The sequence below is a fragment of the Arthrobacter sp. LAR12-1-1.1 genome (genome assembly GCF_040676555.1).
Classification (GTDB): Bacteria; Actinomycetota; Actinomycetes; order Actinomycetales; family Micrococcaceae; genus Arthrobacter.
Genome location: NZ_JBEGIG010000012.1, coordinates 513,663 through 527,555, shown reverse-complemented (window position 1 = coordinate 527,555; position 13,893 = coordinate 513,663). Strand labels below are relative to the sequence as shown.

Annotated in this window: 14 protein-coding genes; 4 read left to right on the top strand and 10 right to left on the bottom strand. The window is 69.4% G+C overall.

From position 1 onward, the window contains the following. Positions 1–18: 18 nt before the first annotated feature. From hemC to hemE, 6 genes are all read right to left on the bottom strand, one after another. Entirely contained in the window at positions 19–1,017 is a 999-nt protein-coding gene (gene hemC / locus MRBLAR12_RS10545) for a hydroxymethylbilane synthase (protein WP_364745779.1), read from the bottom strand. Next, positions 1,014–2,297 carry a ferrochelatase gene (locus tag MRBLAR12_RS10540; protein WP_364745776.1) on the bottom strand — a complete coding sequence of 428 codons (1,284 nt, stop codon included), beginning with the start codon at positions 2,295–2,297 and terminating at the stop codon, positions 1,014–1,016. The genes hemC and MRBLAR12_RS10540 overlap by 4 nt, the downstream gene beginning before the upstream one ends. Further along, entirely contained in the window at positions 2,294–3,040 is a 747-nt protein-coding gene (gene hemQ, locus MRBLAR12_RS10535; RefSeq protein WP_364745773.1) for a hydrogen peroxide-dependent heme synthase, read from the bottom strand. The genes MRBLAR12_RS10540 and hemQ overlap by 4 nt, the downstream gene beginning before the upstream one ends. Before the next feature lie 137 nt (positions 3,041–3,177). Then, the gene (locus MRBLAR12_RS10530; protein WP_364745770.1) at positions 3,178–3,996 is read right to left on the bottom strand and encodes a hypothetical protein; all 819 of its coding nucleotides are present in this window, start codon (positions 3,994–3,996) and stop codon (positions 3,178–3,180) included. 260 nt (positions 3,997–4,256) lie between these two features. After that, the gene (hemG, locus tag MRBLAR12_RS10525) at positions 4,257–5,747 is read right to left on the bottom strand and encodes a protoporphyrinogen oxidase (protein ID WP_364745767.1); all 1,491 of its coding nucleotides are present in this window, start codon (positions 5,745–5,747) and stop codon (positions 4,257–4,259) included. Positions 5,748–5,751: 4 nt separating this feature from the next. Further along, positions 5,752–6,867, bottom strand: a complete 1,116-nt coding sequence (gene hemE / locus MRBLAR12_RS10520) for a uroporphyrinogen decarboxylase (protein ID WP_229994177.1) — start codon at positions 6,865–6,867, stop codon at positions 5,752–5,754. Between the two features lie 203 nt (positions 6,868–7,070). Between hemE and MRBLAR12_RS10515 the strand changes: the two genes are divergently transcribed. Then, positions 7,071–8,435 (top strand): glutamyl-tRNA reductase, encoded by a 1,365-nt coding sequence (locus tag MRBLAR12_RS10515; protein ID WP_364745764.1) that lies wholly within the window; start codon positions 7,071–7,073, stop codon positions 8,433–8,435. A 15-nt stretch (positions 8,436–8,450) separates the two neighbouring features. Here the strand turns inward: MRBLAR12_RS10515 and MRBLAR12_RS10510 are convergent, their stop codons facing one another. Next, positions 8,451–9,485, bottom strand: a complete 1,035-nt coding sequence (locus tag MRBLAR12_RS10510) for an SDR family NAD(P)-dependent oxidoreductase (RefSeq protein WP_364745761.1) — start codon at positions 9,483–9,485, stop codon at positions 8,451–8,453. An 84-nt stretch (positions 9,486–9,569) separates the two neighbouring features. After that, positions 9,570–10,793, bottom strand: a complete 1,224-nt coding sequence (moeB, locus tag MRBLAR12_RS10505) for a molybdopterin-synthase adenylyltransferase MoeB (RefSeq protein WP_364745758.1) — start codon at positions 10,791–10,793, stop codon at positions 9,570–9,572. A 137-nt stretch (positions 10,794–10,930) separates the two neighbouring features. Between moeB and MRBLAR12_RS10500 the strand changes: the two genes are divergently transcribed. The 3 genes from MRBLAR12_RS10500 (at position 10,931) to MRBLAR12_RS10490 (ending at position 12,305) form a co-directional block, all read left to right on the top strand. Next, positions 10,931–11,596 (top strand): TetR/AcrR family transcriptional regulator, encoded by a 666-nt coding sequence (locus MRBLAR12_RS10500; protein ID WP_414645492.1) that lies wholly within the window; start codon positions 10,931–10,933, stop codon positions 11,594–11,596. 61 nt (positions 11,597–11,657) lie between these two features. Further along, entirely contained in the window at positions 11,658–11,882 is a 225-nt protein-coding gene (locus tag MRBLAR12_RS10495) for a DUF3107 domain-containing protein (protein WP_229994165.1), read from the top strand. Between the two features lie 120 nt (positions 11,883–12,002). Then, the gene (locus MRBLAR12_RS10490; RefSeq protein ID WP_229994166.1) at positions 12,003–12,305 is read left to right on the top strand and encodes a hypothetical protein; all 303 of its coding nucleotides are present in this window, start codon (positions 12,003–12,005) and stop codon (positions 12,303–12,305) included. A gap of 29 nt (positions 12,306–12,334) precedes the next feature. Here the strand turns inward: MRBLAR12_RS10490 and MRBLAR12_RS10485 are convergent, their stop codons facing one another. Both MRBLAR12_RS10485 and MRBLAR12_RS10480 read right to left on the bottom strand, forming a co-directional pair. Continuing rightward, a complete protein-coding gene (locus MRBLAR12_RS10485; RefSeq protein ID WP_364745754.1) occupies positions 12,335–13,006 on the bottom strand; it encodes a 4a-hydroxytetrahydrobiopterin dehydratase in 672 nt (223 codons plus the stop codon). Positions 13,007–13,064: 58 nt separating this feature from the next. After that, on the bottom strand, positions 13,065–13,889 hold the full coding sequence (locus MRBLAR12_RS10480) for a thiazole synthase (protein WP_364745752.1): 825 nt from the start codon (positions 13,887–13,889) through the stop codon (positions 13,065–13,067). Positions 13,890–13,893: the final 4 nt, after the last annotated feature.

Genomic DNA, 13,893 nt, shown 5'->3' with positions numbered 1-13,893 from the left:
AGTGGTGGAATCCGCTGTTCAGGAAGCTGCCAGGTCCGCGATGTCGGCGGCGCCGCGGGCCAGCAGGACTTCCGCCAGCTCGATCCCGAGCAGCGTTGCCCCGACCTCGGTGAGGCCGTCGGTGGCCTTCTTGTCGCGGACGGTTGCCGTGCCGTCAACCGCGCAGACCACCGCTTCGAGGTACAGCATGCTGCCCTTGCGGTAGGCATAGGCGCCCACCGGGGCGGCACATCCGGCCTCCAGACGGGCCAGCAAAGCGCGTTCCGCCGTGACGGCGAGCCGGGTGTCCTGATCATCGAGGGCCGCGAGGGCCTGCGCCAGCACGCCCTGGGAGCCCTCCGTGGACCCGGCCCTGCGGGGAGCATCGGCGGTGCGGCATTCGATCGCCAGGGCGCCCTGCCCGGCGGCAGGGAGCATGACGTCCGTCTCGAGGTACTCGCTGACCGCGTCGAGCCGGCCGATCCGGTGCAGTCCGGCGGCGGCGAGCACGACGGCGTCGAGGTCGCCGGATTTGCCGTCAACGACGGCGTCGTTCGTGTTGCCCGCCAGGCCGGGGACGCGCCCCAGCCGGGTGTCCACGTTGCCGCGGATGTCGCGGATGTCCAGGTCCGGACGCACGGCGCGGAGCTGGGCCGCGCGCCGCGGGGAGCCGGTGCCGACGCTCGCCCCGCTGGGCAGATCGGCAAGCTTGAGCCCGTCGCGGGCGCACAGCACGTCCCGGACGTCGACGCGTTTCGGTGTGGCCGCGAGGCTCAGGCCGAGGGCGGGACCTGTGGGGAGGTCCTTGAGCGAATGCACGGCGACGTCGCATTTGTCCTGCAGCAGGGCGTCGCGCAGCGCGGCGACGAACACGCCGGTGCCGCCCATCTGGGACAGCGAGCCTTTGAGGACATCGCCGTCGGTCCGGATGTGGACGAGCTCGACAGGGAACCCGCCGATAGCGGCCAGCTGGTCCGCGGTCTGCTGGGTCTGGGTCAGGGCCAGTTTGCTGGCGCGGGTGCCGATCCGGACGGTCATGGGGTCACCCGGCCCGCCGCCGTCGCAGCCGTGCCCGAAGCCGCAGGTGCGGCCGGGTAGGGAACGTGTCCGGTCCCCACCGTGGTGTCGGCTCCGGCGATGGTGGGCTTGTCGCCGCGGAAGTTCGCGCAGCAGCCGGGACGGCAGACGTCATACCAGGGGCCGAGCTTGGTCAGGTGCGGCCGCTCCGCGATGTTGTTCGCGGCGGTCCGCTCGCAGATGAGGTCCACGAGCCCGGCGACAAACTTGCGGTGCGTTCCGGGCGTGGGGACGCGGGTCGCGGCCAGGTCCAGCCTGGCGCAGGTCTCCAGCGCCTCGGTGTCCAGGTCCCAGACCACTTCCATGTGGTCGCTGACAAAGCCCAGCGGCACAATCACGATGCCCTTGACGCCCTGGCCGGCGAGCTCCTCGATGGCGTCGTTGATGTCCGGTTCGAGCCACGGCACGTGCGGGGCGCCGGAGCGGGACTGGTAGACGAGGGACCACGGTGCGGTCAGGCCCGTCTCGGCCTCCACCCTGCGGATGATCTCGGTGCCGGAGGCCAGGTGCTGGGCCACGTAGGCGGAGGTTTCCTCGAAGTCTCGGGGCTCACCCTCGGAGCGGCCGGCGGCCTCGGCGTCGCGGGTCGGGATGGAGTGCGTCGCGAACAGGATGTGCATGGGGGCATCCGGGGTGCCGGCCGCGGCCAGCTGGGCGCGGACGTCGGCGAGGCCGGCGGCGGTGCCCTCGATGAAGGGTTCCACGAAGCCGGGGTGGTCGAAGTACTGGCGCACCTTGTCGACCTCGAGCTTGCCGTCGAGTCCGGTTTCGGTCAGCGCCATGCCGATGTCCTCGCGGTACTGGCGGCAGCTGGAGTAGCAGGAGTAGGCGCTCGTGGTGAGCATGAGGACCTTGCGGTGGCCGGCGTCGTAGATCTCCTGCAGGGTCTGCGGGATGTACGGGTCCCAGTTGCGGTTGCCCCAGAACACGGGCAGCCCGATGCCACGGCGGGCAAGTTCGGCCTCGAGGCCGGCCTTGAGCTGACGGTTCTGTCCGTTGATGGGGCTGATGCCGCCGTTGGCGCGGTAGTGGTGCGAGACCTCTTCGAGCCGTTCGTCGGGGATGCCGCGGCCGCGGGTGACGTTGCGGAGGAACGGGATGACGTCCTCCTGGCCTTCGGGTCCGCCGAAGGAGGCGAGGAGCACGGCGTCGTACTCCTTGGGGGCCATCCGGCCGGCCTCGGTGACAGGGTTCACGGCGGTTACTGAGGCTGCGGATTCCTGGGGATCCAGCGGGCTCATGCCAGGACCTCGGCAATCTCGGCGGCGGTGACGCGGCGGCCGGTGTAGAACGGGATTTCTTCCCGGACATGGTGCCGCGCTTCGGTGGCCCGCAGGTGCCGCATCAGGTCCACGAGGTCCACGAGTTCGGGGGCTTCCAGCCCGAGGATCCATTCCCAGTCGCCCAGGGCGAAGGAGGAAACCGTGTTGGAGATGACCTGGGGGAAGTCGCGGCCCAGCATGCCGTGGTCGCGGAGCATGGCGCCGCGCTCGGCGTCCGGCAGGAGGTACCACTCGTAGGAGCGGACGAAGGGGTAGACGCAGAGCCACTCAGCAGGTTCCACACCGCGGGAGAACGCCGGGGTGTGGTTCTTGGCGAACTCGGCCTCGCGGTGCACGCCCATGGCGGACCAGACGATCTCCGTGCCGGCGAACAGCTTGCTGCGCCGGATGTCCCGGACTGCCCGCTGCAGCGCTTCCGGCCGGGGACCATGCAGCCAGACCATGATGTCTGCGTCGGCCCGCATCGCCGAGACGTCGTAGCTGCCGCGGTGGACGACGCCGGCGTCGGCGAGACTCTTCATCAGCGCTTCGAAGTCTTCGGCTGCGTCCGCGCCGCGCAGGATGTCCGCGGACCGTTTGAAAACGGTCCAGAGGGTGAAGAACTGCTCAGTTGAATCTTCGGGCGCCGATGCCCCGGCGACTGATTCTCCGGGGACTGACATTCCGGTTTTAGTGACAGATTCGGCAGAAGTGTGGCTCATGCATACCAGTCTGCCTCCTCTCCCCAGCTAAGTCGAAAAAAAGCACTTCTACAACGCGTAGAAGTGCTTTATTTCACACCGGGAGGCTGGCCCGCGGGGACGGGTCCGTCAGCTCCGGTCCGCGGGAGACGGGCCTGTCAGCTCCGGCGCATCCGGACGACCGCGACGCCGGCGCCGAGCGAGAGCGCCACCAGGCAGATGCCCCAGCCGATCAGCGGGGACGGCCCGGCGGGTTCCACCGCCGAGGTGGCCTGCAGGGAGGTGTTGCCGGAGTGGCCCTTGGCCGGGGCCGTGGACGAACCGGCCGAGCTTGAACTGGTTGCGGAAGGCCGCGGCGCGGCGGGCTTCGACGGCGCCTGCGTGCCGGTACCGCTGCCCGCGGCCGGCACAGCGGTTCCGGGCTGGGCCTCGGCGGCCGGGTCGGCGCCCGTGCTGCCCGGGGCCGGCTGGCCGGGAGCCTGCCCGGTGGCCGGCAGAGCCGGAGCAGAACCGCCTGTGGCGGGCGCTCCCGGCACCGGGGCTGTGGACGGCGGGCCGGCCGGCGGCGCAGCTTTCGCGGACGGGGTGCTGGACGGCGGCGTGCTGGTGTTCGGGGCCGTGGGTTCGGGCTCGTCGGGCTCGGGGTCGCTGGGCTCCGGGTCGCCGGGTTCCGGGCTGTTGCCGTGCGACGGCGGCTGCGACGGGGTGGACTCGCCCGAGCCGGCGGACGGCGAAGGGCTTGGCGTCGTCGAGGAGCCCAGCAGCCCGTTCAGCACGTCATCGAGGCCGAGCGACAGCGAGCCCTGCGTCGACGGAACGGTGGACGCCGCCTCGGACAACCCCGTGGCCGCCTGTGAGGCAGGAACCCCTGCGGTGGCAGCCAGCAGGGCCCCGAGTGCGACTGCCGCCGCACCGCGTCGAAGGCCCCGATGGCGCCCGGTCTTCGTTGTGGACACCTTGGACCTGAAAATAACCATGGTCATCGACCCTAGCCGGAATCGACCTGCAGGAAAAACTTGCAAAAACCGCGAATTAGCGGCAGGAAACCCACGGGATCGGAGGGGTTCAGGGTGCCCTTGGAGCAGCTGTGATTCGTGTGACTGAGGGTGCTTTTGGGACTCGCCGGACCGGGGTCAGGGCAGCCGATCTGAGGCAGGCGTGTTCAGGGCAGGGGCACCCACAGCTGCAGCCTTGAGTGCGGCCGCGTTGAGGGCAACAGCCTTCAGGGCAGCGGCCTTCAGGACAACAGGGTGCGGACCTGCCCCGGGGTGTCGGCCACAATCGCGGCCAGGCCGTTGCCGGACAGCCAGCCGCCCACCACGGCAAGCGTGCCGTCAGCGGCACAGATGCTCCGGACGGCCGCGACACGCTGCCTGTGGCCGAGCGACGCAAAGGGCAGTGCACCGGCCCAGCGGACCACGTCCCAGTCCGCCACGTCCCCGGCGCTGACGGAAACGCCCAGCAGGGCCGAGGCGTCGGCCAGTGCTGCGCGGAACAGTTCATCATCAGAGCGCGGCGCCGCGGCCGCTCCCCCGCCTCCGGACCCCGGCGTCGCCCCTGGGGCAGCGGCGCGCCCGTAGGAGAGCCGAAGCACATGCCGTCCCGGGCCTGTCCGCTCCGCCAGCCAGGCCCATTTGGCGGTGGCGTGCGTCAGCGCCTTGGCCTGCACGCCCGCGCTCTGCGGAGCCACAAGCACGCCGGTGCCGCGTGGCGCCCGGTCAAGGGCAGGCAGATCCACCACAAGGGTGACGAGGCTGACATCGGGTCCGGCGTCGGGGCGGAGGCCGGCAAGTTCCGGCAGGGTTTCCTCAAGCAGCCCGACGGCGGCGGGACCCTCCACCGCAACCACGAGGACCCCGGCGTCGAAGGTGGCCTGGTCTGTTGCGACGCGCCAGCCGCCGGCCGTGCGCTGCACTGACCGGGCCGGGGTGCCGCTGAGCAGGGTGACGCCGCGCTGACGCAGATCGGCGAGCAGGGCGGCGACGAGGGTGTGCATTCCGCCGAGCAGCCCGGCGACGGCGGACCCGGCCTTCGCAATCCCTGCGGACTGGGCCTTCGCAGACCCGGCTGTGGCAGCCGCCGCTCCCCTGCGCTGGGCCGCGACGGCGGCGGCGAGGGAACCGTGCTGACGGATGCCGGCCCGCAGTCCGGGGGCCACCATGTCGACGTCGAGCACCGAGGGATCGGCCGAGTGGACGCCGCCGACAACCGGTGCCACGAGTCGGTCCAGGACCCGACTGCCCATCCGCCGGCGGACCAGGGCTGACACGCTCGTTGCCGCGGCACCGGTGCCCAGCGAGGCCGGCAGCACGGCATCGATGGAGGCGCGGAGGGAACCCAGCAAGCCCAGCGACCGGCGGACTTCCGGGTCCCACGGGCTGGCCGGGATGCCCAGCACTCCGGTCTTGGGCAGTTCCCGCGGGCCTTCGGGCAGCTGGACCCAGGCGCCGCCGGGGTTCGGCGCGACGATCTCGCCGGCCAGCCCGAGCTCCGCGGCGAGATCGGCTACGGCAGCGGTGCGGGTGGCGAACGACTCCGCCCCGCTGTCCAAGGTCAATCCGGCCACGGTATGGCTGCCGACGCAGCCGCCCCAGGCCTCCCCGGCCTCCAGGACGGTGGTGCGGACGCCTGCCCGGGCAAACTCCCGGGCCGCAAGCAGGCCGGAGATCCCGCCCCCGATCACGACCGCGGTGCCCACCAAGGCAGTCCCGGTGGCGCCTGCGTCCATGCCCTTACTCCGGAGCGATGGAGTGGATGAGTTCGACCACGCGCGTGAGCACCGCAGGATCCGTCTCCGGCGGCACTCCATGGCCGAGGTTCAAGACGTGCCCGGGTGCGGCGGAGCCCGCCGCGATCACGTCGCGGACATGCGCTTCGAGGACCTCCCACGGTGCCGCGAGCAGGGCTGGGTCAATGTTGCCCTGCAGCGGAACGGTGCCGCCGAGGCGGCGGTTGGCTTCGTCCAGCGGCAGCCGGTAGTCGACGCCCACGACGTCGACGCCGACGTCGCGCATCGCGACGAGCAGCTCCGAGGTGCCGGTGCCGAAGTGGATCAGCGGGGCGCCAAGGTGCCGGACGTGGTCCAGGGCACGGGACGACGCCGGCGCAACAAAGCGCTGGTAGTCGGCCAGTCCCAGCGAACCGGCCCAGGAGTCGAAGAGCTGGCCGGCCGAGGCGCCGGCTTCCAGCTGTGCCCGGAGGAACATTCCGGAGGCGTCCGCGGCCCAGTTGGCCAGGGCAGTCCAGGTCTCGGGGTCGGCGTGCATCATGGTGCGCGGACCGAGGTGGTCGCGGGACGGCTTGCCTTCCACCATGTACGCGGCGAGGGTGAAGGGCGCGCCGGCGAAGCCGATCAGCGGGGTGCTGCCGAGCTCGGCCACGGTGAGCCGGACGGCTTCGCGGATAGGCTCCAGGGCCGCCCAGGTCAGCTGCGGCAGGGCGGCGACGTCCGCGGCCGTGCGGACCGGTTTGTCCAGGACGGGTCCGACGCCGGGGACGATGTCCACGCCGACGCCGGCCAGCTTGAGCGGGATCACAATGTCCGAGAAGAAGATGGCGGCATCGACGTCGTGGCGTCGGACCGGCTGCAGCGTGATCTCGGACGCCAGTTCCGGGCGCAGGCACGAGTCCAGCATCGCGACGCCCTCGCGGATCTTGAGGTATTCGGGCAGCGAGCGGCCGGCCTGGCGCATGAACCAGACAGGACGGCGGGAGGGCTTGCCGCCGCGGTAGGCGGTGATCAGCGGGGAGCCCGCGGTGCGGCCGTCCATCAGCGGGTGCCCGGCATCGAGGCCGCCGGCGGCGGCATCCACGACGGCGTCGTCGGTGGCAGCACTGCCCTCGGACATACTGAATGTGGTGGTGCCGGTTCGTGCCGCAGCGCTTGGAGTCATGCCTTCGATTGTGCCCAAATTTGTGCCCAAAAGATAACGACAGCCTGTCACGACGCCCATCCTGGGCCGCACCGTGGCGGGAATCACAGGCCAGCGTGCCCGAGCCCACGCCGGGCAGTTGTTCTACACGGAGACGAAAAAGCTATGATGGTGATGCTGTGGTTCTTTTTTCATTGGTGGCTACACACGCCGACATCGACCTCGAAACCGTTGCTCAGTTGAGCACCGGCGCTTCAGGGCTCGCCACATCCGCCCTCGCCGGATCGCCGGCCGTGGCGGGTGCCGTTGTCCTTGCCACCTGCAACCGCCTTGAAATCTACGGCGAAGCCCCGCATCCGGATGCCGTCGACGCCGCCCGGGCAGCCCTCATTACCCAGATCAGCGGAGCCAGCGGACTCAACGATCAACTTGTCTCCCGCGCCTTCAGCACCCGCACCGGTGCCGAGGTCAGCCAGCACCTCTTCGCGGTTAGTTCAGGACTGGACTCCGCCGTGGTCGGCGAACGCGAAATTGCCGGCCAGGTACGCCGGGCCTTGATCACGGCCCAACACGAGGGCACTGCCAGCTCCGGCCTGGTCCGGCTGTTCCAGGCCGCATCAAAGACAGCCAAGGACGTCGGCGCCCAGACGGCGCTGGGTTCGCGCGGCCTTTCCATCGTCTCCGTGGCGCTCGATCTCGCGACGGACCTGTCCGAAAACCCGGACTGGTCCACCAAGAAAGCCGTTGTCTTCGGGACCGGCGCCTACGCCGGAGCCACCATGTCGCTGCTGCGCGAGCGCGGCTGCACCGATGTCTGCGTCTATTCCTCCTCCGGGCGCGCCGCCGGCTTCGTCGCCACCCGGGGCGGCACGGCCCTGGACGAGGACACTCTTCCGGCCGCAGTTGCCGCGGCCGACGTCATGATCGGCTGCAGCGGTTCGGACAGCCGGGTCGAAGCGGACGACCTCGCCCGGATCCGGGCGAACTCGCCCCAGGCTCTCATCGCGATCGACCTCGCATTGACCCATGACTTCGATCCCGCGGTGGGCGACCTCGACGGCGTCGAACTGCTCACGCTGGAATCCGTCCGGCTGGCCGCACCGCAGGAACAGGCCGAGTCGCTCGAGCAGGCCAGCAGCATCGTGTCCGGGGCGGCCAGCGCGTTCGAGCAGGAGCGCGAGGCACGGTCCGTTGACTCCGCCATCGTCGCCTTGCGCCGCCACACGATGAACGTCCTGGACGCGGAAATGGAAAAGGTCCGCGCCCGGCACGGCTGCACGGCCGCCGCCGAGGAAGTCGAATTCGCCCTGCGCCGCATGGTGAAACAACTGCTGCACGTCCCCACCGTCCGGGCGCGCGAACTGGCCTCCAACGGACAGCAGGACGCCTACGTTGCCGGTCTTGAGGCGTTGTACGGCATTACGGTGGAGCCCCCCGCCGGTTCTGCCGGTTCCGCGGCCGCGTGCCCCGTGGACCACACCCCCGCTGTCCATAACCCTGGCGACCTCGGCCCCGCTGCGGGCGACATCCGCGAAACCGCGTAGCCTCCCCGCGCGGGCTTATCCGGGGAAAGCGTTGATCCCGGTCATTTCGGCCGACACCTGCCACAGCCGTGCGGCAGCCTCCCGGTCCACCGCATGGGCATCCACGCCCCTGATCCTCGCTTCGGGCGATCCCGGCACCGTGGCTTCGGCGATGTCGCAGTCCTCGCAGTAGACGCCGCCCATTCCCTCGAGCGCCGGCGCCGTCGCGGCCCAGACCGAGGTGGCGGCGCCCTGCGCCGGTGTTTTGAACCGGGGGTCGAGCGTGCCGTGCTCGTCCATCCAGCCCGCGGCGATCATCTCCTCCCGCGGCAGGTGCCGCTGCAGTTCGGTCATGATCCCGCCCGGATGCACGGCGAAGGCGCGCACGCCAAAGTCCCGGCCCAGGGCGTCGAGTTGGACGGCGAAGAGCGCGTTGGCCGTCTTGGCCTGGCCGTAGGCGCGCCACTTGTCGTAGCCGGCGTCGAAATTGATGTCATCGAAACGGATCCCCGAGAGCTTGTGGCCGGTAGAGGACAGCGAGACCACCCGGGCTCCCCGCGCCGCGGCAAGGGCCGGCCACAGCAGGTTGGTGAGGGAAAAATGGCCCAGGTGGTTCGTGGCGAACTGCGATTCCCAGCCTGGACCCACCCTCCGCTCCGGACTTGCCATGACGGCGGCGTTGTTGATGAGGATGTCCAGACGGACGACTGCGCCAGGCGCAGCGCCGGGCGCAGCACCGGCCAGGAAACCGGCGGCGAACTCCTTCACGCTGGCCTGGTCCGCAAGGTCCAGTTCAGCAACGCTGACATCGCCGCCTTCGACTGCCGGCGTCAGCCCGGCCGCAGCGAGGACGTCCCGGGCATGCTCCGGCCGGCGGGCCGGCACCACAACGGCGGCGCCGGCCCAGGCCAGTGCCCGCACGGTCTCCAGGCCCAGTCCCGAGTAGCCGCCCGTGACGATCGCGGTCTTCCCGGCCAGGTCGATGCCGGCAATGACCTCGGCCGCCGTCGAATCCCGGCCAAAGCCGGAGCCAATCTTGCGCTGGGACGTCCCGGTGGTTTCCTCGCTCATGACCAGGCCTTTCGTTGGGCGCCGCTCGGCGGAGTGTTTATCGGCGGCCGCGACGTGGCCGGCCGGATGGCCTCAGTCCAGGCTTCAGTACACAGGCTTCCCGGGTTCCACGTCCCGGACCCAGGCGAGAATGCCGCCTTCGAGGTGGCTGACGCGCTCGTACCCGGCGGCGCGGGCTGCGGACAGGACCGCAGCGGAACGTGTTCCGCCCTTGCAGTGGAAGACGATTTCGGCATCCTGGGGCAGTTCCTGCCACGCTTCCCCGGCAAGGATGCGGCCCTGCGGGATCAGCACCGCCCCGTCAATGCGGACGATCTCGTATTCCCCTTGTTCCCGCACGTCCACGAGGTGGAAGTCCTTGAGGCCGGCCTTGCGCGAGGCCAGCATGGTGGCGAGCTGGGCAGCCGTCACTGTGTGCTCGGTACCCGCATCCGCCGTTGGGGTGATGCCGCAGAAGGCCTCGTAATCGGTCAGTTCCGTGATCCGCGCCGCCTCGGGGTCCCGGGCCACCTTGATTTCGCGCCAGGTGCCGCCCAGCGCGTCGTAGAGCGCCAGCCGGCCCAGCAGGGACCGGCCGACGCCGGTGATCAGCTTGACGGCCTCGGTCACCATCAGCGCTCCGACGGCGGCGCACAGCATGCCGAACACGCCGCCTTCGCCGCAGGACGGGACCGATCCAGCCGGCGGCGCCTCCGGGTAGAGGTCCCGGTAGGTGGGCCCGAACTGCTCCCAAAAGACGCTGACCTGGCCGTCGAAGCGGAAGATCGATCCCCAAATGTAGGGCTTGCCGAGGATGGCGGCGGCGTCGTTGACGAGGTAGCGGGTGGCAAAGTTATCGGCGCCGTCGAGGATGAGGTCGTAGCCGGCAAAGAGTTCCAGTGCGTTGGATGCGTCGAGACGGACGTTGTGGAGCCGGACATCCACGAGTGGGTTCAGGGCGGCGATGGCATCGCGGGCGGACTCGATTTTGGGCCGGCCCACATCCGCGACGCCGTGGATGATCTGGCGCTGGAGGTTGCTGAGGTCGACGTCGTCGTCATCGACGATCCCGAGGGTGCCGACCCCGGCGGCGGCGAGATAGAGCAGGGCGGGGGAGCCGAGGCCGCCGGCCCCGATGACGAGAACTTTCGCGTTCTTGAGGCGCCGCTGGCCGATCGCGCCGATCTCCGGAATGATCAGGTGGCGCGAGTAGCGTTCCACCTCGTCGGGGCTGAGGTCCCCTGCCGGAGCAACCAGCGGTCCGGGCCGCGGGTCCAGCTGCGGCCGGGGGGTTGCGGGGGCACCGGAAGCGGTGAACTTGGAAGCCATACTTCAATCTATGCCCCAAGATACCGCCAGGTCATATTACCCGCGCGTAAGGTGTAATTGAGTGCAAGGTAGTTCAGTACAAGTGCAGTTGAGTGCGATTGCGCGCAATTGGGGTGAAAAGGGAAAGAAGGCCGACAGTGGTTCATCAGGCACCGGCGGAGCGGGACGAGAACGGCAAGCCGCCGGCCGGACAGACGCGGAGCGGACAGCGTTCGGCCCGCCTCCCCCGTGACGAACGCCGGGCGCAGCTGCTGGCGGCTGCGCAGGAAGTCTTCGTCGCGAACGGCTACCACGGCGCCGCCATGGATGAGATCGCCGAGACCGCCCATGTCAGCAAGCCGGTGCTGTACCAGCACTTCCCTTCCAAGCGGGACCTCTACCTCGCATTGCTGGACAGCCACCTCAGCAAGCTGATCGATCTGCTGCTTGGCGCGCTGAATTCCACCACAGACAATGACGAACGCGTCCAGGCGGTCATGCGCGCCTACTTCCGCTTCATCGCCCACGACGACCAGGCGCACCGGCTCGTCTTCGAATCGGACCTGATTAACGATCCCGACGTCAGCGCACGGCTGGAAACGTTCAACAAGACCTTTGCCGACGCCGTCGCGCGCGTCATCGCCGAGGACACGAAACTGCCCGACCTCGAAGCCCAACTGCTGGGCCGCGGGCTCGCCGGAATGGCCCACGTGAGCGCCCGGTACTGGCTGGAAACGGACGGGAACCTGGACCTCGATGTTGCCAGCGACCTCATCTACCGTTTAGCTTGGCGCGGAATCTCCCGCTTCCCCAAAGAGACCTAGACTACAAATAGAGATTGACCTTAGACATTCTTTGGACGTTGATTGGCTGGGAGGCCTTGCTGTGGAAGTAAAGATTGGTATTCAGAACATTGGCCGCGAACTTGTCCTCGAATCGACCCAGGACGCCGACACCGTCGCCAAGGTAGTCGCCGAGGCGATCGCCAAGGGCGGCGAACTGCGGCTGAAGGACGACAAGGGCCGCCTGGTGATCGTCCCCGCCAATGTCCTGGGCTACGTGGAAATCGGAGCAGAAGAGGCCCGCCGCGTCGGCTTCGGCGCTCTCTAGCCCCGCCGTCCGAGCGGCCGCCGTCGGAGCAGCTTCCCGGCTGAATCCTTCGGTACCGCTTCGCTTTCTTCACTACCGTTTACTCACTGTCGTTTTCTTCACAAGCGTGAGGTGTCCTGAATGCTTTCTCTGATTGTGGTTGCCATGGTGACCGTTGCTGCGGGCTTCGTGGTGTGGGCCAACGACAAGCGGCACACGAAATACGGCGTCAGCGTCCCAGCCGGAGTCGCTGCGACCGTCGGCATGCTGAGCTGGATCATCTTCATTGCCGCCGGGCTCGGCTACCAGCCGGGCCTGACCTGGATCCCGTGGATCCTGCCGATGGTCCTGGGCACTGCGGCCTCGATCGCGGCCGTGGTGTACCTCGGCAAGACCCGGACCCGGCAGGACACCGAGCGGCTCACAACCATCCTGAAGCTCTGACCGGGCATTACCCCGTCAAGGGGGCTGCCCTACGCCGGCAGGTCCGGCCCGTGGCCGTCTTCGGTGTACAGGCACAGACGGTTTCCCTGCGCATCCGTGACCACCACCCAGTTGGGTGCGTGGTCACGGTTCATTGAGGCCCCGGTAGCCGCGGTCTTCTCCAGTACGGAGCCGGACTCGGCCTTGCTCCTGTGGATGTCCAGGTGGATGCGGTTGGCGTTCGGGGTGGAGGTTTCCTGGAACCAGAGCGAGGGGCCGCGGCCGTAGGGGTCAGTGAGATCCCCGAACCTGCCCTTGCGGTAACCGAGGGCGACCCGCCAGAGCTCCGAAATCCCGGCGGGATTGTCCGAATCGATGGCCACTTCCACCGTCCGGTACAACCCCGGTTGCGCGGTGGCACCGACTGCGGCGGCCGCCACGCTGGCCGCCGTCGCCGCTTTGACGTCCCTCGGCGTCACCTCGGTGCCGGCGTCATGGGAACTGTAGCGAAGAAAGACCCGATTGTAGCGCCAGTCCAGGTCCGGGTGGTGGTTCTGCTCTTCGGCGAGGCGCCCGACGGCGGCGATCAGCTCCAGTGCCGCGGCCGCCGTCGGCGCCGTGTACACGGTCACCAGCCCGCCGAGGCGGTACCGCCAGTCCGGCAGGCCCGCCAGCGCTTCGTCGAGCTGGGGGCGGGTGAGGATGTCGTCCGTGGCTGCCATGACAGTCTCCTTGACTGGTTGACCGACAAGACTGGCGGCCTACCGGGAGCGGCCGGACTCAGAGGAATTCGGCCCGGCCTTCCATCGCCGAGGACGCCAGCGCGTGCTCGCGGCGTGGGATCCTGCCAGCCTTTTTTGCCAGCCTACCGGCGATGACGGCGTGTTTGAAGGCCTCGCCCATGAGCACGGGATTCTGCGCCCGGGTCACGGCCGTGGCCAGCAGCACGGCGTCGCAGCCGAGTTCCATCGCCAGGGCCGCGTCCGAGGCCGTGCCGATCCCGGCATCCAGCACCACGGGCACGGACGCGCGCGAGACGATCAGCTCGATGTTGTGCGGGTTCAGGATGCCCAGGCCGGTGCCGATCGGGGCGCCCAGCGGCATCACGGCTGTCGCGCCGAGGTTTTCGAGCCGGAGGGCAAGCACGGGGTCGTCGTTGGTGTAGGCGAAGACCTTGAAGCCGCGGGCCACGAGCTGTTCGGTGGCGTCCACGAGTTCGACTGCGTCCGGCAGCAGGGTGTGCTCGTCGGCAATGACTTCGAGCTTGACCCAGTCCGTTTCCAGGGCCTCCCGGGCCAGCTCGGCGGTGAGGACAGCATCCTTGGCGGTGAAACAGCCGGCCGTGTTGGGCAGCACCCGGATCTGGTGGTCATCGAGCAGCTGGAACAGCGAGCCCGTCTCGGCCGGCGAATAGCGGCGCATCGCCACCGTGGTCAGCTCGGTCCCGGAGGCCACGAGCGCGGCCCCCAGCCCGTCCAGGCTCGGCGCACCTCCGGTACCCATGATGAGGCGGGAGCTGAGCTCCACGCCGTCGACCACGAACGGGTCGGCCACCGCCCCGGTCACCGGTACGGCCGGTGTTCCTGCCAACGTCGTCTCGTTCATGCTG